The organism is Isoptericola sp. NPDC056578, assembly GCF_042793275.1.
Classification (GTDB): domain Bacteria; phylum Actinomycetota; class Actinomycetes; order Actinomycetales; family Cellulomonadaceae; genus Isoptericola.
On record NZ_JBHTVC010000055.1, the window covers coordinates 1 to 23,641 of the forward strand.

Annotated in this window: 13 protein-coding genes; 8 read left to right on the forward strand and 5 right to left on the reverse strand. The window is 74.6% G+C overall.

From position 1 onward, the window contains the following. Positions 1-66: 66 nt before the first annotated feature. From mmsB to ACFQ80_RS17830, 5 genes are all read right to left on the reverse strand, one after another. Positions 67-1,245 carry a multiple monosaccharide ABC transporter permease gene (gene mmsB, locus ACFQ80_RS17810; protein WP_430552525.1) on the reverse strand — a complete coding sequence of 393 codons (1,179 nt, stop codon included), beginning with the start codon at positions 1,243-1,245 and terminating at the stop codon, positions 67-69. Continuing rightward, on the reverse strand, positions 1,242-2,801 hold the full coding sequence (mmsA, locus tag ACFQ80_RS17815) for a multiple monosaccharide ABC transporter ATP-binding protein (RefSeq protein WP_430552526.1): 1,560 nt from the start codon (positions 2,799-2,801) through the stop codon (positions 1,242-1,244). Before mmsA ends, mmsB begins: the two co-directional genes overlap by 4 nt. Positions 2,802-2,942: 141 nt before the next feature. Beyond that, positions 2,943-4,103, reverse strand: a complete 1,161-nt coding sequence (chvE, locus tag ACFQ80_RS17820) for a multiple monosaccharide ABC transporter substrate-binding protein (protein ID WP_430552527.1) — start codon at positions 4,101-4,103, stop codon at positions 2,943-2,945. A gap of 309 nt (positions 4,104-4,412) precedes the next feature. Further along, complete coding sequence (pulA, locus tag ACFQ80_RS17825; protein ID WP_430564579.1) at positions 4,413-10,274, reverse strand: pullulanase-type alpha-1,6-glucosidase; 5,862 nt, start codon at positions 10,272-10,274, stop codon at positions 4,413-4,415. Positions 10,275-10,444: 170 nt separating this feature from the next. Then, positions 10,445-11,839: an aminotransferase class I/II-fold pyridoxal phosphate-dependent enzyme gene (locus ACFQ80_RS17830; protein WP_430564580.1), complete on the reverse strand. Its 1,395-nt coding sequence runs from the start codon at positions 11,837-11,839 to the stop codon at positions 10,445-10,447. 184 nt (positions 11,840-12,023) lie between these two features. On the opposite strand from ACFQ80_RS17830, the gene ACFQ80_RS17835 reads away from it, so the two are divergent. From ACFQ80_RS17835 to ACFQ80_RS17870, 8 genes are read left to right on the forward strand one after another with little or no spacing between them, the layout of a single operon-like run. Then, positions 12,024-13,493, forward strand: a complete 1,470-nt coding sequence (locus ACFQ80_RS17835; RefSeq protein WP_430564581.1) for an amidase — start codon at positions 12,024-12,026, stop codon at positions 13,491-13,493. Continuing rightward, positions 13,490-14,614: a PotD/PotF family extracellular solute-binding protein gene (locus tag ACFQ80_RS17840; RefSeq protein WP_430564582.1), complete on the forward strand. Its 1,125-nt coding sequence runs from the start codon at positions 13,490-13,492 to the stop codon at positions 14,612-14,614. Before ACFQ80_RS17835 ends, ACFQ80_RS17840 begins: the two co-directional genes overlap by 4 nt. Further along, positions 14,614-15,672, forward strand: a complete 1,059-nt coding sequence (locus ACFQ80_RS17845; protein WP_430564583.1) for an ABC transporter ATP-binding protein — start codon at positions 14,614-14,616, stop codon at positions 15,670-15,672. Before ACFQ80_RS17840 ends, ACFQ80_RS17845 begins: the two co-directional genes overlap by 1 nt. Before the next feature lies 1 nt (position 15,673). Continuing rightward, positions 15,674-16,603: an ABC transporter permease gene (locus tag ACFQ80_RS17850; protein ID WP_430564584.1), complete on the forward strand. Its 930-nt coding sequence runs from the start codon at positions 15,674-15,676 to the stop codon at positions 16,601-16,603. Further along, the gene (locus ACFQ80_RS17855; RefSeq protein ID WP_430564585.1) at positions 16,596-17,417 is read left to right on the forward strand and encodes an ABC transporter permease; all 822 of its coding nucleotides are present in this window, start codon (positions 16,596-16,598) and stop codon (positions 17,415-17,417) included. The genes ACFQ80_RS17850 and ACFQ80_RS17855 overlap by 8 nt, the downstream gene beginning before the upstream one ends. Positions 17,418-17,420: 3 nt before the next feature. Further along, a complete protein-coding gene (locus ACFQ80_RS17860; RefSeq protein WP_430564586.1) occupies positions 17,421-19,541 on the forward strand; it encodes a hydantoinase/oxoprolinase family protein in 2,121 nt (706 codons plus the stop codon). Between the two features lie 2 nt (positions 19,542-19,543). Next, positions 19,544-21,607, forward strand: coding sequence for a hydantoinase B/oxoprolinase family protein (locus ACFQ80_RS17865; protein WP_430564587.1), 2,064 nt, complete (start codon positions 19,544-19,546; stop codon positions 21,605-21,607). Continuing rightward, positions 21,604-23,625, forward strand: coding sequence for an FAD/NAD(P)-binding protein (locus ACFQ80_RS17870; RefSeq protein ID WP_430564588.1), 2,022 nt, complete (start codon positions 21,604-21,606; stop codon positions 23,623-23,625). Before ACFQ80_RS17865 ends, ACFQ80_RS17870 begins: the two co-directional genes overlap by 4 nt. Positions 23,626-23,641: the final 16 nt, after the last annotated feature.

The following is a 23,641-nucleotide window of genomic DNA, read 5'->3' on the forward strand; positions in this document are numbered from 1 at the left end:
GGGCGGCGGTCGTCCGCCGCCCCGCGCGTCGAGGCGGGATGGTCCGGCCCCGGCCGGACCCCCAGGTCAGCGCAGCACCGAGGCGCGACGCTTGTTGTAGATGTCGAACGCGACCGCGAGCAGCAGCACCAGGCCCTTGACGACCTGCTGCATCGACTGCGGCACGCCCATCAGCTGCATGCCGTTGGACATGACGGCCATGATCAGACCACCGATCATGGCGCCGCCCACGCGGCCGACGCCGCCGGTGGTCGACGCGCCACCGATGAAGCACGCGGCGATCGCGTCGAGCTCGAACATGTTGCCCGCGCCCGGCTGGGCGCCGTTCATGCGCGAGGAGTAGACCACGCCGGCCACCGAGGCCAGGACGCCCATGTTCACGAAGATCCAGAAGTTGACCTTCCGGACCTTGACGCCGGACAGCTCGGCCGCGTGCCGGTTGCCGCCCACGGCGTAGACGTGCCGGCCGAAGACCGACTTCTGCGTGACGAGCGTGTAGGCGATGATCAGCACCGCGAGGATGATGAGCACGATCGGCAGGCCGCGCGAGATCGACAGCTGGTAGCCGAACCACATCACCACGGCCGCCACCGCCACGAGCTTGACCACGAACAGCGGCATCGACTCGACCGTCTGCTGGTAGGCGATCTTGCCCTGGCGGGTGCGCCACTGGCTGACGCCGAACCCGACCACGGCGATGCCGAAGATGACGAGCGTGAAGACGTCGAACCCGTTGCCGCCGAGCAGGCCGTTGAGGAACCCGTTGGCGATGTCGTAGTAGGTGCCGCCGAACGGCGACAGCGACTTGTTGTCCAGCACGAGGAACGTCAGGCCGCGGAACAGGAGCATGCCGGCCAGGGTCACGATGAAGCCGGGGATCCCGACGTACGCCACCCAGAAGCCCTGCCAGATGCCGACGAGGAGGCCGACGAGGAGGGCGGCCAGCACGCCGACGTACCAGGGCAGGCCCTGCCGCACGACGACGACGGCGCTGACGGCTCCGGTGAGGGCCACCACCGAGCCGACGGACAGGTCGATCTGCCCCGCCACGATGATCATCACCATCCCGATCGCGAGGATCAGGATGTACGAGTACTGCAGGACGATGTTCGTCAGGTTCGTGGGCGAGAGGAAGTTCGGGTTCAGGGCGGCGAAGAGCACGACGATCGCCAGGAAGGCGATGACGATGCCGCTCTGGCGCATGTTCCGGGTCAGGATGTCCCGGACCGAGTCGATGGCGTTCATGAGGCGGTTTCCTTCGTGGGCAGGGGCTGGTCGCGCTCGATCGTCATGAGCTCCATGAGGCGCTCCTGCGTCGCCTCGGCGACGGGGAGCTCACCGGTGATCCGACCGAAGGCGAGGGTGTACACACGGTCGCAGATGCCGAGCAGCTCGGGGAGCTCGGAGGAGATGACGACGACCGCCTTCCCCGCCGCGACCATCTTGTTGATGATCGTGTAGATCTCGAACTTGGCGCCGACGTCGATCCCTCGGGTGGGCTCGTCGAGGATGAGCACGTCGGGGTCGGTGTACAGCCACTTGGACAGCACGACCTTCTGCTGGTTGCCGCCGGAGAGCTTGCCGACGTCGACCAGGACGTTGGGCGTCTTGATGTTGAGGGAGCCGCGGTAGTCCTCGGCGACCCGGAGCTCCTCGTTGCCGTTGACCCAGCCACGCGGGGCGAGCTTGGGCAGGCCCGCCGCGGAGATGTTGTGCCGGATGTCGTCGATGAGGTTCAGGCCGTAGTGCTTGCGGTCCTCGGTCGCGTACGCGAGGTTGTGCCCGATCGCCTCGGACACGTTGCGGACCTGGATCGGCTTGCCGTCCTTGAAGATCTCGCCGCGGATGTTGCGCCCGTAGGTGCGGCCGAAGATGCTCATCGCGAGCTCGGTGCGCCCGGCACCCATGAGGCCGGCGATCCCGACGACCTCGCCGGCGTGCACGTTGAACGACGCGTCGACGATGATCTGCCGACCGATCTGCGTGGGGTGGTCGACGTTCCAGTGCTCCACACGGAGCACCTCGTCGCCGACGACGGACGCCCGCTCGGGGTAACGGTGCTCGAGGTCTCGGCCCACCATGCCGCGGATGATGCGGTCCTGGGTGGAGCCCGGCTCGGACATGTCGAGGGTCTCGATGGTCCGGCCGTCGCGGATGATCGTCGTGCGGTCGGCGATCTCCTCGATCTCGTTGAGCTTGTGGGAGATGATGATCGACGTGATGCCGTGCGCCTTGAGCTGGCGCAGCAGCTCGAGCAGGTGCTCGGAGTCGTCGTCGTTGAGCGCAGCGGTCGGCTCGTCGAGGATCAGCAGCTTGACCTCCTTGGAGAGCGCCTTGGCGATCTCGATGAGCTGCTGCTTGCCGACGCCGAGCTGGCTGACGGGCGTCGTCGGGTTCTCGTCGAGGCCCACCCGCTCGAGCAGGGCGTGGGCCTTCCGGTTCGCCGCGTTCCAGTCGATCATCCCGAACCGGCCCCGGGTCTCGTTGCCGAGGAAGATGTTCTCGGCGACGGACAGGTACGGGACCAGGGCGAGCTCCTGGTGGATGATGACGATGCCGCGGTCCTCGGAGTCGTTGATCGACCCGAACTCCGCGGGCGTCCCGTCCAGGACGATCTCGCCGTCGTAGGTGCCGTGCGGGTAGACGCCCGACAGCACCTTCATGAGCGTGGACTTCCCGGCGCCGTTCTCGCCGCAGATGGCGTGGATCTCGCCCTGCTCGACCGTCAGCGTGACGTCCGACAGCGCCTTGACGCCGGGGAACTCCTTGGTGATGGAGCGCATCTCCAGGATCGTGCTCATCTGCGCTCTCGTCCCTCCTTCGGTGGGGTGCGCCGCCGCCGGACAGGTCCGCGGCGGCCCCGGGGGCGGGCCCACCCGTCGTCCGTCCCGGAGCGGGAGCGGCGACGGGCGGGCCCGCCCGTGCGGGTCATGACCTGCGGATCAGTCGTCCGCCTGACCGGCCTTGACCTCGTCGGCGGTGTAGTAGCCGGCGTCGATCAGCACGGGCTGGATGTCGTCCTTGAACACCGTCTGGACCTCGAGCAGGTACGACGGCACGACCTTGACGCCGTTGTCGTACGTCTCGGTGTCGTTCGCCTCGGGCTCCTCGCCCTTCACGAAGGACTCGGTGGCCTTGACCGCCTGCTCGGCGAGGAGGCGCGTGTCCTTGAAGATCGTCGAGGACTGGACGCCGTCGTCGATGAGCTTGATGTTGGCGATCTCGGCGTCCTGGCCGGTGACGACCGGCAGGCCCTCCTCGAGGGTCGGCCCCATGCCCGCGCTCTGGAGCGCGTTGATGATGCCGCGGGAGAGCACGTCGGCCGGCGCGAGCACGCCGTCCAGCTTCTCGCCGCCCTGGTACGTCGAGGTGAGCAGGTCCTCCATGCGCTTCTGGGCCGTCTCCAGCTCCCAGCGCTGCGTCGTGACCTGGCCGAAGTCGGTCTGGCCGGACGGGACGACGATCGTGCCGTCGTCGATGAGCGGCTGCAGCACCGACATCGCGCCGTCGAAGAAGAACCCGGCGTTGTTGTCGTCCGGCGAGCCGGCGAAGAGCTCGATGTTGTACGGGCCCTTCTCGCCGGTCTCCTTGCCGTCGGCGTCGAGGTAGCCCAGGCCGCGCAGCAGGGCGTTGGCCTGCGCCACGCCGACCGCCTCGTTGTCGAACGTCGTGTAGAAGTCGACGTTCTCGCTGTCGCGGATCAGGCGGTCGTACGCGATGACCGGGATGTTCGCCGCGGCGGCCGCGTCGAGCTGGCTGGTCAGCGCGGTGCCGTCGATCGAGGCGATGACGAGGACGTCGACGCCCTCGGTGATCATCGAGTCGATCTGCTGCGTCTGGGTCGGGATGTCGTCGTTGGCGAACTGCAGGTCCACGGAGTAGCCGAGGTCCTCCAGGCCCTTCTTGACGTTGTTGCCGTCCTGGATCCAGCGCTCGTAGGTCTGCGTCGGCATCGCGACGCCGATCTTCACGTCGTCGTCGCCGTTCCCCGCGGCGCCGTCCGCACCGCCGCCGCCGCCGGCCCCGGAGCCGCCGCACGCGGCGAGTCCCAGCGTCAGCGCCGCACCGGCGGCCACCGCGCCCATCGTCTTGGCGAGTCGCATCCTCGCGCTCCTTCTCGTCGTCGAGTGTCCCCCGGCAGCGACCGTCGCCGCCGGCGCCCGGACGCCGAGGTCTCCCCCGGACGGCCGAGCCGGTCCGCGGTACAGACTGCTGCGTTCGAGTTCCGAAGTCAAAGCCTCGGCGGGTGGAAAGCGATAACGATCGCGTCACGGCCCGCCGCCCGAGCCCTGACAGCGCGACGAGGGCCACGGGACGGCGTTCCGTCCCGTGGCCCTCGAGATGGCGGACCCTCGGCGGTCAGTTCGTACGTCGAACACAACGACGAACATGACGGCGAGGGCGTGCGTCGGTCAGCGCTGCGGGTCCTCCAGCACCGCCACGGTCCGGGCGGGCACGGTGACCGTGCCCGTGCGCGCGTCCCACCGGGTGCGCTTGACGACGGCGTCGCTCCCCGAGCGCTGCACGCCCGAGAGCCGGAAGTCCCGGCCGCGCAGCTCGGACAGCTCGAGCGTCACGGGCTCCGGCGACGCGTTGAACACCGTCAGCAGACCGTCGAGGCGACGGTCCGCGTCCCGACCCACGGTGTCGTCCACCGCCATCGCGACGACGCCGGGCGTCGCGTCCGGACCCGCGCCCGGGAACGACACCTTCTGCTCGATCGCCGCGGCGCGGCCGAGCCGGAGGAGCCGGGTCGACGAGCGCAGCTCGAGCAGCTCGCGCGCCGCCCCCGAGGCCGCCGCGATGTCCGACGGCGCGGGCTTGAGCGACGGGTCCGCCAGGAGCGGCGCCATCACCGGCCACGCGTCGGCGTTGTCCGCCGCCGGAGGCAGGCCGCGGCCGAAGCCGTTGTCCCGCCCCGACCAGTCGATCGCGTTGAACCAGTCGCCCGAGTCGTAGGAGTTGCGGTCCAGCGACTTCGAACGCAGCAGGTCCGTGCCCGCGTGCCAGAACGACGGGGTCTGGGCGAGCGCCGTCGTCGCGAGCGACACGGTGTTCATCCGGACCCGGTCCGCCATCGCGGTGTCCTGCGGCAGCTTCAGCGTCAGCAGGTCGAACAGGGTCTCGTTGTCGTGCGCGTCGACGTACGTGACGACCTCCTCCGGCGAGTCCGCGTACCCCGCGGGCGCGCCGCGGTAGTCGAGCTCCTCGCCCCGCGTCGTCTCGCCGGCGCCGTCGTCCGAGGCCCGGAACGCGAAGTCCCGCAGGTTGCCCGCGAGGCCGAGGCGCACCAGGTCGCTCTGGTGGCCGAGGTCCGCGCGCTCATCGGCGGAGCCGTCGTTGACGCTGCCGGCGTCCCCCTCGCTGGCCTCGCGTCCGTTCGGGTCGGTGAACAGCCCCGTGCCGAAGCCCTGCGTGAACCGCGACGCGGCGTCCACCGGCGACCCGCCGTGCACGGCGTCGCGCAGCCGGTCGCTGAACGTGCCGATGCCGGTGCCGCCGAGCTGCCCTTGCGTGGCCTGCGTGAACAGGGCGTTGTCCGCGACCTCGCCGAAGTTCCAGCCCTCGCCGTACAGGTAGACGGCGGACCCGTCGACGCCGTCCTTGCGCGGCGTGAGGGCGTCGAGGGCCTCGCGCACGGCGAGCATGTTGTCCCTCGAGTGGTGGCCCATGAGGTCGAAACGGAAGCCGTCCACCTTGTAGTCGCGGGCCCACGTGACCACCGAGTCGACCATGAGCTTGCCCGCCATCGCGTGCTCGGTGGCCACGTTCTGGCAGCAGGTGCTGGTCTCGACCGCCCCCGTGGTCGGGTTCAGCCGCTGGTAGTAGCCCGGGACGACCCGGTCGAGCACGCTCTTCGCGTCCTGCCCGCTCGCCGCGGTGTGGTTGAACACCTGGTCGAGCACCACCTGCAGGCCCGCGTCGTGCAGCGAGCCCACCATCGTGCGGAACTCGGCCACGCGCGCGCCCCCCTCGGCGTCGACGGCGTACGAGCCCTCGGGGACCGAGAAGTGGAACGGGTCGTAGCCCCAGTTGAAGCCGTCGCTCGCGGCGGTGTCGGCCACCGCCGCCTGCTGCTCCTCGCCGTCGGGAGCGAACCCGGACAGGTCGCCCGTGGTCGCCTGGTCCGCGCGGTCCTCGGGGATCGTCGCGATGTCGAACGTCGGCAGCAGGTGCACCGTCGTCATGCCGGCGTCGGCCAGCTCGCGCAGGTGCGTCATGCCGTCCGAGCGCCGCTGCGCGAACGCGAGGTACGTGCCGCGCTCCTTCGCCGGCACCGTCTCGTCGGAGACGGAGAAGTCACGCACGTGCAGCTCGTAGATCGTCTGGTCCACGGCCCGCTCCACGACCGGCTGGCGGGTGGTGCGCCAGACCTTCGGCTGCCAGCGCTTGTCGTCCAGCCCCACGACCACGGAGTGCGTCGAGTCGAGGGTGAGGCCCACGGAGTACGGGTCGGTGACGACGTTCGTCTCGAGCTTCCCGGTGCCCGGCACGTAGACCGTCACCGCGTACCGGTAGCGGGCGCCGTCCCACGCGAGCTTCTTCGCCGCCCGCTTGCCGTCGAGGGTCCACGAGCCGTCGCGCTCGCGGACGGCGTCGAACCGCTCGGGGTCCTCGCCCAGGTCACGGCCCGCGGGCCACACCAGCAGGTCCACGTCCCGCGCGGTCGGCGCCCACAGGGCGAACAACGCCCACCTGCCGCTCGGGTGCCGCTGAACGCCGAACGTACGCTTCGATGCCTGCTCGCTGTACAGGTCGTCGAGGACGCCGGGCACCTGCACGCCGGTCGCCGCCGACAGGCCCTCGCCCGACGCCCGGGTCACCAGGAGCTGACCCGTCAGGAGCTTCTCGACGGCCGCGCGGCCCAGCGGCTTCCCGTCGTCGCCCACCGGGGCCAGCGCCGTGTGGCCGGCGAGCGCCGGGAAGTCGCGCGCGACGTCGTCGGGCACGTCCCCCGCGGGTGCCAGGTCGTAGGACGCGGCCCCCTCCGGGAGGTCTCCCCCGTCCGGCCCGCGGACCTGGCCGTCGGCGACGGCCAGGCCGCCCTCCGGCGCGGTCCACAGGGTCCAGTCGTCGCCGGAGCCGAGGTCGCCGGGCGCGAGCACCAGGCCCTGGCGGACCCAGTGCGCGGCCTGCTGCCCCGTGCCGGGCAGCGGCGGGTTCTCCACGCCGATCTCGAGCACGTGGGTGGCGAGGTCGTAGGAGAAGGCCACCGTCTCGCCCTCGCCCACGCTGAAGGAGTAGTTGGCGCCGTCGGGCTTACCGCCCACGCCGTAGTTCTCGGCCCAGCTCAGGCCGTGCGCCACCTTGGCCTCGTAGGCGCCGGCGGCGAGGTCGTCCGTCGACCACGTGTACGTGCCGTCGCCGTCGTGGTCCTTGAGCCACGACGCGAGGCAGTCGGGCGCCCACGATCCCGGGCACCCCACCTGGTCCTGGAACGACCCCGCCAGCGTGACGACCGGGCCCTGCGCGGTGGACGAGAAGTCGTGGCTCACCGGGTCCCAGTAGAACGTGACCTCGCCGCCCTCGTGCGAGTACGTCGCGTTGCCGCCGTCGCGCACTCCCCCGGCGCCGTAGTTGACGTCCCACGAGCCGTTCACGGCGACCTTGTACTCGTAGTCCCCCGCTGGCAGGTCGAACGTCCCGGCCCACACGCCGTCCGGGCGCTCGGTGAGGCGGGCGCCCTCGCAGTCCGGCGTCCAGTCGCCGGCGCAGCCCATCTCGCTGTTGTGGCTGCCCGGCACGGTCACCAGGTCGATCTCGGGTTCGGGCTCCTCGTCGCCGACCACGCCGGACACGTCGACGCCGACGGAGGCGAACGTCGAGGCGGCCGTCCGGTCGCCGTCGGCGTCCTGCGTCACGGCGCGGTACTCGACGAGGGTGCCCTCGGCCAGGCCCTTCGTGTCCTGGAAGACGCGCGGCGTCGTGTCCTCCGCCGTGCCGAGCGCGTGCCACTCGTCGGTGCCGACCTCGCGCCACGCGAAGGACGTCTCCGCCCAGGCGTCGTCGTCGACGTCGGCCGCCACGGCCGCGGTGCCCGAGACCGCCGCGCCCGCCGCGGGGACCGCGACCTCGAGCGTGCCGTCCGAGTCCGCGCCCACCGTGCGGTCCGCGCGCAGCACGACCGCCGACGTGGCGGGCACCTGCACCGTGACCTCGCCGGCGTCGTCCGCGGTGACGGGCTCGCCGCCGCCGTACAGGACGTCGTACGACGCCCCGGGCGTGAGCGTGGTGAAGGTGGCGCTCTTCGCCTGCGCCGCGTTGTTCACCGCGACCAGGTGCTCGACCTTCTCCTCGCGGTCGATCCGGCTGAACGCGTAGACCCCGGCCCCGTTCTCGGCGTACCGCTCGACCTGCGCGCCGGTGGCGAGCGCCGGGTGCGCCTCCCGCAGCGCGGCCAGGTCGGCGATGCGCGAGTAGAGGGGCGCGTCGGTGGCGTACCGGTCGGTGCTGCCCGCCGGCTCGCCGGTGACGAGCGGCTGGTCGGCGTACTCGTCGACCTGCGTGGCGAACAGCGTCTGGCGGGCGTCCTTGTCCCCGCCCGCGCCCGCGAAGCCCTGCTCGTCGCCGTAGTAGACGACCGGCTGACCCCGCGTGAGGTACATGAGGTCGTGCGCCAGCTCGTCGCGGGCCAAGGGCTCGTCGGTGCCCGCGAGCATGTATCCGACGCGGCCCATGTCGTGGTTGCCGAGGAAGGTGGGCAGGGCGGAGGCGGACCTCGTCGGGGTCGTGTACCGGTCGTCGCTCGCGAACAGGCTCGCCAGGCCGCGGGCGCTGTTGCCGCTCGCGTAGCTGGTCGCGGCCGCCTGGAAGGAGAAGTCGAGCACCGAGCTCATGTCCGTGTCGCGCACGTACGGCGACGTCTTGGCCGCGTCGGCGTCGTACACCTCGCCGAACATGAAGAAGTCGTCCTTGCCCTGCGCGTGCGCGTAGTCCATGACCTCGGCCGACCACGTCTCCCAGAACTCCGGGTTCACGTGCTTGACCGTGTCGATGCGGAAGCCGTCGATGCCGAGGTCGATCCAGTCGGAGTAGACGTCGACGAAGCCGTCCACGACGCGCGGGTCCTCGGTCATGAGGTCGTCCAGGCCGTCGAAGTCGCCGTACGTGACCGACTCGCCCGTCCACGTCGAGTTGCCCCGGTTGTGGTAGAGCGTCGGGTCGTTGAGCCAGGCCGGGACCTTGGCGTCGGCGTCCTCGTCCGCGACCACCGGCGTGTACGGGAACGACGTCGCGGCGTCCAGCTCCGGGAAGTCCGCGGAGCCCGCGACGTCCGCCGGGTCGAAGGCGTTCCCTGCGGCGTCGGTGTACGGCGACGTGGCCTGGTCGACGTACCCGTACTCGCCCTCGGCGTAGTCGATCACGTCGGCCGTGTGGTTGGTGATGATGTCGAAGTAGACCTTGATGCCCTTCGCGTGGGCCTCGTCGATCAGGGCGCGCAGCTCGTCGTTGGTGCCCAGGTGCGGGTCGATCCGCGTGAAGTCCGTGATCCAGTACCCGTGGTAGCCCGCGCTCGCGTCGTCGCCCGTGCCCTGCACCGGCCGGTTGAGGAACGACGGCGTGAGCCAGATGGCCGTGGTGCCCAGGCCCTCGACGTAGTCGAGCCGCTCGCGCAGTCCGGCGATGTCCCCGCCCTGGTAGAAGCCCTTGTCCGTCGGGTCGAAGCCGTGGTCGAGCCGGTCGCCGTCGATCCCGCCGGTGTCGTTCGACGTGTCGCCGTTCGCGAACCGGTCGGTCATGACGAAGTAGAACCGCTCGTCCGAGCCCGGCTGGCGCACCGGCGGCGCCACCAGGTCGGCGTCCGCCGCGTCGTCGTAGGCGCCCGCCAGCGTGAGCGGCGTGAGCGCGACGCGGTGCGTCGTGTCGTCGTAGGTGACCCGCACGCGCGCGTCGCCGCCGAGCACCAGGGGCGCGTTCTCGTCGGTGCCCTCGCGGCCGTACGACTCGTCCCAGGCGCCGTCGAGCGCGACCTTGTACTCGTACGTGCCCGCCGGCAGGTCGACGTCGGCGCCGAACGTGCCGTCGCCGGCCGGCGCGAGCGCCGTCGCCGCGCAGGTCGGGTCCCAGTCCTCGGCGCAGCCGAGCTCGGTCTGGAGGCTCCCGACGAGGGTGGCGGTGCGGTCCGCCGCGCCCGCCGCGGGCGCCGACGTGAGGGCGAGCCCGCCGAGTCCGGCGGACAGCGCGGGGACGGTGAGCGCGACGGCGGTCAGCGATGCCGCCGCGCGACGGGTCGGGCGCCGTCGACCGGCGCGGGCCTGGGCAGCACGAGGCATGGGAGGACTCCTTCGTCGTCCGGGCGCGCGGGTCGCGACCCGCCGCGACTGTACCGTTGCTGCAAGCTTGCAGCAAGACATCGCGGAGGGTCTCCGAGCCCACGACCAGCGTCGTCGCCGGACCGCCCCGCCCGTGCCGTGCCGTGCTGTGCCGGGCCGTGCCGGCGTGGTCAGCCGGCGAGCAGCGCGCCCCGGGCGGCGCTCGCGAGCACGTCGGCCAGCTCCTCGACCCGCTCGGGGTCTGCCGGCAGCTGGGGCGTGGCCACGCGCAGCCAGGCGGGCCGGGGCGGGGCGACGAACGTGCGCGACGACGGCGTGAGGACGATCCCGCGGGCGCCCAGCTCCGCGAGGGCCTCGTCCTCGTTCTCGGCGCGCAGCCAGACGACGAGGCCGCCCGGCGGCACCGCGGTCGGCACGTCGTGACGGCCCAGAGCGGCCGCCAGGTCGGCGGCGCGCGCGGCGTACCAGCGGCCCGAGTCCGCGACCAGCTCCCCGACGCTCTGGGTGGTCAGCAGGTGCGCGAGCGCGTTCTGCAGGATGCGGCTCTGCGCGAGGATGCCGTGGCTGCGCAGGCGGCGGACCCCGAGCACGACGTCGCGTGCCCCGCCCACCACCGTGGTCCGCAGGTCGAGGCCGAACGCCCGGCAGAAGGAGGTCACGCGGACCACGCGGCCGGGCAGCAGCTCGCCGAGGCTGAGCGGGCGCACCGGGGCCAGCGGGCCGAGCACGTCCTCCTCCAGCACCCAGGCGTCGGGGGCGTGGGTGCGGATCACGTCGGCCAGCTCCGCGAGCCGCCGCGGGGTCACGCCGCCGGCGAGGGAGAACTCGCCCCCGGGCTGGTAGACGACCGTGCGCGCCCCCGCGACCAGCGCCCGTTCCAGCGCGTCGGGCAGCGGGCCGGACGCGTCGGACGCGACCCCCAGGACGTCGAACCCGACCGACCGGAGGTTGCCGATCGTCCCGGACACGGCCGGCTCCTGGACCGCGATCGCCCCGCCGGGGGGTGTGGCGGCCTCCGCGGTGAGCAGCGTGGCCTCGCCGGCGCCGCTCACCGTGACCCACTCGGCCGCCTCGAACGGCCAGTCCCCCCGCACCGCCTCCAGCAGGGCGGGCGAGATCGCCTCCCGCCGCAGCGAGTTCGTCTGCGGCTCGCGCAGGCTGTGCGCGAACGCCTCGAGCAGGTCGGGCAGGCGGTCGGTGGTGGGGTGCGCGGAGGCGAGGTCCACCGACGACCAGCCGGCGAACTCCGGCGCCCGCCCGGCCCGCGGCCACCCCGGGGCCGCGACCGGGCCCACGACGAACGTGCCGCCCCGGCGCCGCGTGCGCACGAGACCGCGGTCGACGAGCAGGGACCAGGTGCCCGCCACCGTGGACCGCCCGAGGCCCGCGGCGGTGGCGAGCTCCTCGATCGTGGGCAGCCGGGTGCCGGGCGCGAGCACGCCCTCCTCGATCCAGTCGGTCAGCCGCTCCGCCAGCGCGGGGCCGGACAGCCCGCGCACCTCGGCGACGAGGTCGGCGGGCAGGCCCGGGGCGTCGGGTCCGGCGTCGGGTCCTGTGGTCGTCATCGCTCCTCGCCCGTCGTGGCCAGCGCACCCCGCGGCGACGGGGACGCTATTTCATCCAGATATATATCAGGTGGGGCACGGCTCGCTCGACCGCTGGCGCCCTCCCGCCCTGCTGGTCTCATCTGGCGGACGCTGACGGCACCGGGCTTGAGTCGATCGCCCTGCCATGGTTTAACGTCTCCCCGTGACCACGAATCTTCCATCACATATGTCGGTGATGGACACCGCCGACCGGATCCGCTCCGGCCGGGAGAGCGCGCGCTCGGTCGCCGAGCGCGCCCTCGCCCGCGCGGACGCCGTGGACCCGGCCGTGCGGTCGCTCGTGTGGCGCGACGACGCCGCGACCCTCGCGGCGGCCGATGCCGTCGACGGCGCGCGCGCCGCCGGCGCCCCGCTCCCCCCGTTCGCCGGCGTCCCGGTCACCGTGAAGGACACGTTCGCCGTCGCCGGCCAGCCCTGGACCCGCGGCTCCCTCGCCGTCGACGAGACCCCGGCCACGACCACCGACCTGCTGCCCGCCGCCGCGTTCGCCGCGGGCTTCGTCCAGGTCGGTCGGGCGGCCACCCCCGAGCTGGCCATGACGACGTCGTGCGAGAGCCCGCGCTCGGGCACCACCCACAACCCGTGGGACCTCGACCGGTCGCCCGGCGGGTCGAGCGGCGGGTCGGCCGCGGCCGTCGCCGCCGGCATCGTGCCTGCCGCCCTGGCGAGCGACGGGGGCGGGTCGCTGCGGATCCCCGCGGCGTTCTGCGGCGTCGTCGGCCTCAAGCCCGGCCGCGGGCTGCTGCCCCAGCGCGTGCAGGGCTGGGAGGGCGGCGCGACCGAGGGGGTCGTCACGCGCACGGTGCGCGACACCGCCGCCGTCGTCGGGCACCTCGCCGCCCCCGACCCGCTCGCCTGGACGCGCACCGCGACCGCCGCCCCGGACTACCTCGCCGACCTCGAGCGCGCGCCCGCGCCGCTCCGGGTCGGGGTGCTGACGCGCTCGTGGGACGCGCGGATCGCGGTGGACGCCGCGTGCGTCGCCGCGGCCGAGGACACCGCGGCGTTGCTGCGCGCCGCGGGCCACACCGTCGTCGGGCTGGGCGCGACCGACGAGGGCGCGGAGCTCATGGAGCTCTACCCCTCCGTCGTCATCCCCGCGTGGCTGCGGCAGGTCCCGCTCGACCGCCCCGAGCGCCTGCAGCCCTACATCCACCGCGTCATGGCGCAGGCGGACGCCCTCGGCGCCGCCGACTACGTCCGCGCTGCCGTGCGGATCCGCGCGCTCGCCCGCCAGGTCACCGCGGACCTGTTCCGCGACGTCGACGTGGTGGTCACGCCCACCACCGCGACCCGCGTGCCGCGCGTCGGCGTCGTCCTGGACGAGCTGCAGCGGCACGCCCCGGCCCGCGACGCGGTCGTCTACGAGCGCACGCTCGCCTTCACCACCGTCCCCAGCATGATCGGCGTCCCCGCGCTCACCCTGCCCACCCACCTCGACGACGACGGCCTCCCGCTCGGCACCCAGCTCCTCGCCCCGCAGGGCGGGGAGGGTCTGCTGCTGCGCCTCGGCCGCGTCCTGGAACGGCACCACGCCTGGGAACGACGCCTCCCGCCCCACCACGCCGGCGACCCTGCCGGCGCCGCACCCGAAGGAACGAGACTGCGATGACCCACCGCACCACGCGCCGGGCCGCCCGGCCCCTGACCCGCACGCTCGCCGTGACGACCGTGCTCGCGCTCACCGGCGGGCTGGCCGCGTGCTCGTCCGGCGACGGCGGGGGCGACGCCGCGTCCGGCGACCTGTCGGGCCGCACCCTCAAGGTCGCCGTCTACGCCGGCTCCTGGGGCGAGTCCTTCACCCAGGCGTTCGTCGACCCGTTCGAGGAGGAGACCGGCGCGACCGTCGAGCTGGTGCCCGGCGGGCCCGCGGACTGGCTCACGGCGCTGCGCTCGTCGAAGGGCGGCACCCCCGCCTACGACGTCGTCGCGTTCACGCCCAACGTCGTCCCGAGCGCCGTCTCGGCCGGGGTCGTCGCCCCGCTGGACACGGACCGCATCGCCGAGTTCGACCAGCTCAACACCGTGCTCGCCGAGCAGAGCGACGTCGACGGCACGCAGTACGGCGTCCCCCTGACGGTCGGCTCCACCGGCATCGCCTACCGCACCGACAAGGTCGACGAGGCGCCCACCGACTGGTCCGACCTGCTCGACCCGAAGTACTGCGGCCACGTCGCCGTCTCGCCGCTGACGTTCAACACGGGCATCGAGTTCGTCGCGGGCCTGATCAACGAGGCGGGCGGGTCCATCACCGACCCGGCCGACGTCGACGCCGCGTTCGAGCAGCTGCAGACGCTCAAGGACTGCGCGTCGGCGTTCCCCGCCGACGGCACGAGCGTCGAGACCGCGCTCGCGAACGGCGACGCGTGGATCGCCGCGCACTGGGACGGCCGGGCGTTCGTCCAGCAGAACGCGGGCGAGCCGATCGGCTTCGCCTACCCCGAGTCCGGCTCCGTCGGCGCGCTGACGTCGCTCTTCGTCACGGAGGGCACCGAGGAGGAGGAGCTGGCGTACACGTTCCTCGACTACGTCGCCTCCAGCGAGCACCAGCCCGTCTTCTCCGAGGGCACCTGGTACGCCGCGTCCAACGACGAGAACACGTACACCGAGCAGTTCGACGAGCAGATCACCAGCGGGCCGGGCGCCTACGACGACTTCGTGTGGGTCGACTACGAGGCGATCACCCCGCAGCTGCCCGACCTGCAGGCGCGCTGGCAGGAGATCTTCGGCTGATGACGGCGACGACGACCCCGGCGTCCACGACGACGACGCAGGGACGGGTGGAGATCCGCGGGCTCAGCGTCGGGTACGGCGGCCCGCCGGTGCTCGAGCTGGACGAGCTGACGATCGAGGCGGGCGAGTTCGTGTCCGTCCTCGGCCCGTCGGGCTGCGGCAAGTCGACCCTGCTCGGCGTGCTCGCCGGGTTCGTCGCGCCGACCACCGGGACGGTCGCGATCGACGGGGACGACGTCACGCACGTCGCCCCGAACCGCCGCGAGACAGGGCTGGTGTTCCAGAGCTACGCCCTGTTCCCGCACATGACGGTGCGGCGCAACCTCGAGTACGGGCTGCGCACGCGGCGCGTGCCGCGCGACGAGCGGGCCGCCCGCGTCGCCGACGCGCTGCGGCTCGTCGACCTCGAGAAGTTCGCGGGCCGCTACCCGCAGCAGCTCTCGGGCGGGCAGCAGCAGCGCGTGGCGATCGCGCGGGCGCTGGTCACGCGTCCGCGGGTGCTCCTGCTCGACGAGCCCCTGTCGAACCTCGACGCCAAGCTGCGCCGCCAGATGCGGCACGAGCTGCGCGAGCTGCAGCGCGAGGTGGGCACGACGACCGTCTTCGTCACGCACGACCAGGCGGAGGCGCTCGCGCTGTCCGACCGCGTCGCGCTGCTCGCGCACGGCGGTCTCGAGCAGCTCGGCACCCCGGAGGAGCTGTACCGCGCCCCGCGCACCCGCTTCGCGGCGGACTTCGTGGGGGCCGCCAACCTGCTGGCGGTGCGCGACGCCGACGGCGGCCGCACGGTGCTCGGCCGGCGGGCGCCCGACGACGCCGGCGCCACGGTCGCGCTGCGCCCCGAGCACGTGCGGCTCGTGGAGCCGGGCGGCGACGCCGCGCCGGCCACCGTGCTGTCGGTCGGGTTCGCCGGCGAGCGGTACGAGTACCGCCTGCGCACCGCGGACGGCACCGACCTGCTCGCCAGCCCCGCGGGCGCGTCGCGGCGGTTCGCCGAGGACGAGGCCGTGGGGGTCACCTGGTCGGACGACGCCCTGCTGCCGCTCGGGGCGGCCTGACGTGACGCTCGCCGCCCCCGCCCCCACCGCGTCGGCCGCGCCGCCCCGCGCGGCCGGGACCCGCCGTACCCGCCGCCCGCGCGACCTGCGCGGCCACGTCGCCGCGATCGTGCCCACCCTGTTCGTGGTGGTCGCCTTCCTGGTGCCGCTCGCCGGCCTGCTCGTGCTGAGCCTGCGCCCGACGGACGCGATGAACAACGTGCTGCCCGGCATCACCGGCGCGCAGTACGCCGAGGTCTTCTCCACGCCCTACCTGTGGGGCTCGGTCGTGGAGAGCCTGTGGCTCGCGGTCCGGGTGTGCGCCGCCTGCCTGATCCTGGCGTTCCCCGTCGCCTGGTACCTCGCGCGCTCGACGTCGCCCGTCGGCAAGAGCCTCGTCTTCGTCGTCACCCTCTCCCCGCTGCTCACGAGCGAGGTCGTGCGGTCCTTCGGCTGGCGGGTCGTCATGGCCGGCGAGGGGCCGGTGAACGTGCTGCTCCAGTCGCTCGGCCTGATCGACGAGTCGTTGCCGCTGCTGCGCTCGCCGTGGACGGTGTTCCTCGCCGTCGTGCACGTGCTGCTGCCGTTCGCCGTGCTCGCGCTGTCCGCCTCGCTCGGCGCGATCGACCCCCGCCTGCTGCAGGCGTCCGCCGACCTCGGCGCGTCGGGGCTGCGCACGTTCCGGTCCGTCGTGCTGCCGCTGGCCACGCCGGGCGTCGTGGCGGCCACCGTCATCGTGTTCTCGCTGAGCATGGGCGTGTACGTCACGCCGCTCATGGTGGGCGGGGCGAACCAGTCGCTCGCCGGCCTGCGCATCCAGACGGAGGCGATGGTGGCGTTCGACCAGCCCCGCGCCGCCGCGCTCAGCTTCGTGCTGCTCGCGGTGACGCTCGTCGTCTGCGGGCTCGTCGGCCTCCTCGGCCGCCTCGCCGAGAGGGGTCGTCGTGGCTGACCGTCGCCTCCCCCGCGCCGCCGGCCGCGGCGCCCGCGCCCGCCGCGCGCTGAGCCTCGTGCCCGTCGTCCTGGTCTGCGCGTTCCTGCTGCTCCCGCTCGCCGTCGTGGCGCTGAGCTCGTTCAACGCCGAGAACAACTTCCGGTTCCCGCCGTCCGGGTTCTCGCTGCGCTGGTACGGCGAGGTGTTCGGCTCCCCGCAGTGGCTCGACTCGCTCGGCTACTCGCTGACCCTGGTGCTCCTGGTCGTGCCGGTGGTGGTGATCCTCGGCACCCTCGGCGGCTACGCCGTCGGAGCGGGCACGTTCCCCGGACGGCGCGCTCTCGGCCTGCTGTTCCTGTCGCCGATGGCGGTGCCCGGCGTGATGGTCGGGCTCGCGCTGCTCTACCAGCTCCAGCGCACCGGGACGGTGGGCTCGGCCACCGGCCTGTGGCTGGCGCACCTCGTCGTGACGTTCCCGTTCTGCGTGCGCGTCGTGGCGGTGAGCGCCGCGGCGCTCGACCCCGCGCTGCCGCGCGCCGCGCGCTCCCTCGGCGCGTCGCCGCTGCGCACGTTCCTCACGGTCACCGTCCCGCTGCTGCGGCCGGGCATCGTGGCCGGGGCGTTCCTCGGCGCGGTCATCTCGCTCGGCGAGGTCGCGGTGTCCGTGCTCGTCGCGGGCGCCGGCGAGGCCACCGTCCCCGTCCGCATCTACTCCGCGGTGCAGGTCCAGCTCGAGCCGACGGTCGCCGCCGTCTCGACGCTGCTGCTGCTCGTGAGCGTGGTGACCATCGCCGTGCTCGACCGCACCGTCCACGTCTCGAGGTTCCTGTAGACCATGGCAGCACCCGCAGCCCCCCGCCGGTGGCGCATCGGCATCGACGTCGGCGGCACCTTCACCGACCTGGTCGCCGTCCCCGGCGACGGCTCCTCCTGGTCGCTCGCCGACGCGATCACGCACAAGGTGCCGAGCACGCCCCACGACCCGTCGGAGGGGGTCGAGACCGGGCTCGCGCAGCTCCTGGAGCGCGGGATCGACGTCGCGGACGTCGCGTCCGTCTCGCACGGCACGACCATCGGGCTCAACGCGATCCTGCAGGGCAGGGTCGCCCGCGCCGCCCTGGTGACCAGCCGCGGCCACCGGGACGTGCTGCAGATCGCCCGCGCCCGCATGCCGCGGTCGTTCGACCTGCACGCGACGCCCGCCGCGCCGATCGTGCCGCGCGAGCACGTGCTGGAGACCGACCACCGCTTCGCGTCCGACGGCGACCCGGTGGGCGCCGGCGTCGATCCCGCGGAGCTCGACCGCCTCATGGCCCGGCTCCGCGCGCTGGCGCCCGAGGTGGTCGCCGTGAGCCTCCTCGGCGGTTATGCGGCCCGCGAGGCGGAGCAGGAGCTCGCGGACCGGCTCGCGCGGGCCCTCGACGTGCCCGTGACGTCGGCCGCCGCCGTGTGGCCGGAGGCCGGCGAGTACGAGCGCACCACCCTCGCCCTGCTCGACGCCCAGATCACGCCGCTCATGACGGGCTACTTCACCGCCCTGCGCGAGCGCCTGGCGCGGCTGCGCGTCGACGCCCGCGTGTACATCACCACCTCCAACGGCGGGTCCGTGTCCATCGACTCCGCGATCCGGCGGCCCGTGCAGACCGTGCTGTCCGGCCCGGCCGGCGGCGTGTCCGCCGCCGCCACCGCGTGGCCCGGCACCGACATGGTGACGCTCGACATGGGCGGCACCAGCAGCGACATCGGCGTGCTGCGCGGCGGGCGGCCCGTCCTCACGACGACCGCCACCGTGGGCCCGCACCCGCTCATGACGCCCGTGGTCGAGGTCTCGGCCATCGGCGCCGGCGGCGGCTCCGTGGTCTGGGACGACCGCTCCGGGTCCCGGTCCGTCCTGCGCGTCGGCCCGACGAGCGTGGGCGCCGTCCCCGGCCCGGCGGCGTACGACGCGGGGGGCACCGAGCCCGCGCTCACCGACGCGTACGTGCACGCCGGGATCATCGACCCGGCGACGTTCCTGGGCGGCACCTTCCCGCTGCGCGGCGACCTCGCCACGGCGGCGCTGGCGCGCGTGGCCGAGCACGACGGCACGGACGACGGCACGCCGGACGCGCGGGCGGACAGGGCGGCCGACGCCGCGTTCCGCGTCGCGTCCGCGGGCATGGCGGCGCGGCTGCGCACCGTGCTCGCCGCGCACGGCGAGGTCCCGGAGCGCTACACCTTCGTCGCGTTCGGCGGCGCGGGCGGCACCCACGCCGCGCTGCTCGCCGACGAGGTCGGTGTCTCGCGCGTGCTGGTCCCGGCCGCCGCGGGCACGTTCTGCGCGCTCGGCGCCGCCATCGCGCCGGTCCGCCGCGACGTGGCCCGCACCGTGCGCACCGTCGTCGCCGAGGCCACCCTCGACGACCTCACCGCGGCGTGCGCGGAGCTCGAGGCCGAGGTCCTCGGCTGGCTGCGCACGCAGGACGTCGACGCCGTCGGCACCGTCACCCTGAGCGCGGACCTGCGCTACGCCGGCCAGCCGACGACGCTCGAGGTCGAGCTCGCCGCGCGGTCCACGACCGACGCCGCGACCGCTCCCCTGCGGCTCGCCGCCGACGTCGGCCTGCGGCGGTTCGCCGAGCAGCACGAGCGGGTGCACGGCTTCGTCGACGCCGCCGCGACCGTGCGCGCCGAGACGGTCCGGGCGAGCGTCACCGTGCACCCGGGCGAGGTGCGGACCGGCCGGGGCGGCTCCGGTTTCGTCAAGACCGGCGCGCGGGACGTCCGGTACGACGCGGTGCCCCGCCCCGCGGGCGTGTGGGCCCTCGCCGCCGACGGCGGCGAGGCGTCCGTCGCCGGCCCCGCGGTGGTCGAGAAGGCGGACACGACCGTGCTGGTCCCCGCGGGCTGGACGGCGACGACCGACGACGGCGGGAACCTGCACCTCGTGCGGGACCGCTCCGAGCAGGAGGACTGACCGTGCCGACGCACACCCCGACGACAGGACCCACGAGCGGGCTCGGCACCGGGCTCGGCACCGGGCTCACGACCGTCGAGAAGGACGTCGCGCAGACCCGGCTCCAGGCCGCCGTCGAGGAGATGTGCCTCACGCTGCGGCGGGCGAGCCGCAGCCTGTACGTGCGCGACGCGGCGGACTTCGCCTGCGCGGTGGCCGACCTGTCGGGCCGGTTCGTCGCCTACCCGCAGGACGTGGGCGTCTCCGGTTTCGTGGGGCTCGACCTCACGCCGACGATCGAGGCCGCGACCGCGCACGGGCCGCTCGGCCCCGGCGACGTCGTCCTGACCAACGACCCGTACCTGTCGGGCGGGCTGTCCACCCACCTGCCCGACGTGCACGCCGTCGCGCCGTTCTTCGACGGCGACGAGCTGGTCGGCTACGGCTGGGCGTTCGTGCACGTCTCCGACGTGGGCGGTCGCGTGCCGTCCTCGGTGAGCGTCGTCAACGACTCCGTCTTCGCCGAGGGGCTGCGCGTGCCGCCCGTGCGGTACGTGCGCGGCGGCGAGGTGGTGCCCGAGGTCGAGGCGATCCTCGCGGCGAACTCCCGCACCCCCGACGCCAACCGCGGCGACCTGCACGCGATGCTCGCCGCCCTCGACACGGGCCGGCGGCGCGTCGCCGAGCTCACGGCCGACCTCGGGCCCGCCGGTCTCGCGGACGTCGGCGCGTTCGCCCGCGAGCAGAGCGCCGCCCGCGCCCGCGCCGCGCTGCGCACGCTGGCCGACGGCACGTACCGCTTCGAGGACTTCCTCGACAACGACGGCGTGAGCGACGTCCCGCTGCGCGTCGTCGTCACGGCGACCGTCGACGACGGCACCGTGCACCTGGACCTCACGGGCACCGACCCGCAGGTCGAGGCAGCCCTGAACATGGTGACGTTCGGGCGCGCGCACTCGTGGGTCGTGACGCGGCTGTTCGCCCTGATCGGCACGCTCGACCCGGCGGTACCGCTCAACGGCGGGCTCATGGACGTCATCGGCTTCACGGCCCCCGAGGGCACGCTGCTCCACGCCACCGGCACCGCCGCGACGGGCGTACGGCACGCCACGACCTCGCGGGTCAACGACGTCGTCTCCGGCGCCCTCGTCCAGGCGGCGCCCGAGGTGCTGCCCGCCGCGTCGAGCGGCCTCGTCGTGCCCGTGGTCTTCGCCGCGGCCGACGGGTCGCGCGTGGACGTCGTGGAGCCGATGGTGGGCGGCACCGGCGCCCGGCACGGGGCCGACGGCGCGGACGGCCGCGACTCCGGCATCTCCAACCTGTCCAACAACCCCGTCGAGACCGTCGAGGCGAACGTCGCCGTGCGCGTGCGGCGCTACGCCCTGCGCCCCGACTCGGGCGGCGCCGGGCGGTGGCGCGGCGGCAGCGGGCTCGAGCTCGAGTTCGAGGCCCTCACCGACGGCGGCCTCCTGGCCCGTGGGCTCGAGCGGCTGCGGTTCCGGCCGTGGGGCTTCGCCGGCGGCCTGCCGGGCGCCCTCACCGAGCTCGTGGTCAACGAGGGGCGCGCGGACGAGCAGCGCCTGTCGGTCGTGGACGTCCACCCGCTGCGCGCGGGCGACCGCGTGGTGCTGCGCACGTCCGGCGCGGGCGGCTACGGCGACCCGCTGGAGCGGGACCCGCACGCCGTGCTCGCCGACGTCGGCGCCGGGCTCGTCACGCCGGCGCACGCGCTGGACGCCTACGGCGTCGTGCTGCGCGACGGCGCGCTCGACGAGGGCGCCACGGCCGCGGAGCGCGGCCGCCGGGCCGCCGCGGCGGGGAGCGCGGCCGGCGCGTCCCGGCACGGGCTGGGGCCGGAGCGGGAGCGCTGGGAGCGCGTCTTCCCGCCCGGGCTGGCCGACCGGCTCGACGTGCACCTGCGCACGCTGCCGACGACGACCCGCGCCGCCCGCCGCCGGGAGATCCTGCGGGGCGTGCTCGCCGGCCTGCCGCCGCGCTTCCCGGGCGTCGACGCCGACGACGCGGCGATCGACGCCGCCGGGCGGTCCTTCGCCGCGGCCGTCGCCGCGGTGACCGAGCCCTCGTGACCGCGCAGGCGGGCGGCCGCCCCACGCCGTTCGACGCCGTCGTGGTGGGCGGCGGCCCGCGCGCCGTCGCCGTCGTCGCGCGCCTCGCCGCGCGGCGCCGGCCCGACGCGCCCTGGGGAGCCCCCGCGGACCCCGCGCTGCCCCCGCTGCGGGTCGCCGTCGTCGACCGCGTGGAGGTGGGTGCCGGGGCGACCTGGCGCACCGACCAGTCGCCGCTGCTGCTCAACAACACCTGGGCCGCGCGGACCACCGCGCACGCCGACGCCACGACCCCCATGACGGGCCCCGTCGTGCCGGGACCGGACCTGGTGGCGTGGGCCCACGGCGCGCCGTGCGACGCGTGGGCACGCCCGGAGGCACGGGCCCTCGGCCCCGGCTCGTACCCCAGCCGCCGGCTCCAGGGCGCGTACTACCGCGACCAGCTCGCGGAGGCCGCACGGCGGGGCGCCGTCGAGGTCGTGCCGGTGCACGGCGAGGTCGTGGACGTGCGCTCGCCCGAGCCCGGCGTGCGGCACGTGGTCCTCGCACCGGCCCCGGGCGACGACGCCGGCCCCGACAGCCCCGGCGCCGCCGGGCCCGCGGTCCTTGAGGCCCCGGTCGTCGTCCTGGCGCAGGGCATGGTGCAGGCGGTCCGCTCCCCGCAGACGCGCGAGCACCGGGACGCCGCGCGACGGCACGGCCTCGTCTACGTGGAGCCCGGCATGCCCGCGGAGCGCGACTGGGCCGCCGTGCCCGCCGGCGAGGACGTCCTCGTGGTGGGCCTCGGCGCGAACTTCTTCGACGTGCTCGCGCTCCTCACGGTGGGTCGCGGCGGCCGGTTCGTCGACGCCCGCACGGGCTCACCCGTGGACGCCGCGGGGCGGTCGTGCGACGACGGCGGCGCCGACGGCCCGCACGCCGGCGACGCCCTGCGCTACGTGCCGAGCAGGGCCGAGCCGCACCTGCTGGCCGGCTCGCGCCGCGGCCTGCCCTACCGCGGGAAGGGCGCGCTGGCCGACGGGATCCCCGCCCCGTACGCGGCGCGGTACGCGACCCGCGAGCGCTTCGACGCCCTGCGGGACCGGGCGGGCGGGCGCCCGGCGCTCGACCTGGCGCGGGACGTCTGGCCGCTGCTGGCCCGCGAGCTCGTGCTGGCGCACCTCACGGCGCTGGCCGAGCACCGCCCGTCGGGCCTGCGCTCCCCCGTCGCGGCCGACGGCCTCGTCGCCCTGGTCGCGGCGGCGGACGACCCGGCGGCCCTGTGCGCCGACCTCGTGCGCGACCCCGCCGACGCCTTCGACCCCGCCCGGGCCGACCGGCCGCCGCGCGTCGGCGCCGCGGCCTGGCCCGCGTGGGTCGCGCGCTGGGTCGACGACGAGCAGGAGTCCGTGGCCTCGCCGGCGACGTCCCCGCGCGCCCGCGTGACCCAGGCCATGGAGACCCTCCGCGGCGAGGTCGCGCGCCTCACCCGCGCCGGGGTCGTCGACGGCGCGTCGCTCCAGTCGACCGGCGAGGGGATGCTGGTCCCCCTCGGGCTCGCCCTCGCGTCCGGCCCGCCGCCGCGGCGCGCCGCCCAGCTGCTCGCGCTCGTGCGCGCGGGCGTGGTCGAGCTGCTCGGCGAGGGCACCCGCGTGACGGTGGAGGACGGGGCGTTCGTGGCGCGCAGCGACGTGCGGGGGCCCGTGCGCGCGCGGGCGTTCGTCGAGACCCGGATGTCCCGCGGGGCGGTCGGGCCCACGGACGACCCCCTGCTGCGCGCGCTCCTCGACACGGGCCGCGCCCGGGCGCACCCGCTCCCCACAGGGGCGGGCGGCGCCGTCGCCTCGGACAGCCTCGACGTGACCCGGGACGGCTTCGCCCTCGTCGACGCCGCGGGGGACGCCGACGACCGGGTGGTCGTGCTCGGCATCCCCGCCGAGGCCGTCCAGCGCGGGTCGGCGATCGGCGCCAGCCCCGGTGTACCGTCCCCGCTGCTGGCCGGCGCCGACGTCGCCGCGGCCCGCGTGCTCGGCGCCGCGGCCAGGCCCGCCGCCGGCTGAGCCGACGACCGGCCCG

Coding starts and splice junctions, on each gene's coding strand:
- pulA (WP_430564579.1), bottom strand. CDS start 10,274: ATGCCTCGTGCTGCCCAGGCCCGCGCCGGTCGACGGCGCCCGACCCGT.
- ACFQ80_RS17840 (WP_430564582.1), top strand. CDS start 13,490: ATGACCCACCGCACCACGCGCCGGGCCGCCCGGCCCCTGACCCGCACG.
- mmsA (WP_430552526.1), bottom strand. CDS start 2,801: ATGAGCACGATCCTGGAGATGCGCTCCATCACCAAGGAGTTCCCCGGC.
- ACFQ80_RS17845 (WP_430564583.1), top strand. CDS start 14,614: ATGACGGCGACGACGACCCCGGCGTCCACGACGACGACGCAGGGACGG.
- ACFQ80_RS17830 (WP_430564580.1), bottom strand. CDS start 11,839: ATGACGACCACAGGACCCGACGCCGGACCCGACGCCCCGGGCCTGCCC.
- chvE (WP_430552527.1), bottom strand. CDS start 4,103: ATGCGACTCGCCAAGACGATGGGCGCGGTGGCCGCCGGTGCGGCGCTG.
- mmsB (WP_430552525.1), bottom strand. CDS start 1,245: ATGAACGCCATCGACTCGGTCCGGGACATCCTGACCCGGAACATGCGC.
- ACFQ80_RS17860 (WP_430564586.1), top strand. CDS start 17,421: ATGGCAGCACCCGCAGCCCCCCGCCGGTGGCGCATCGGCATCGACGTC.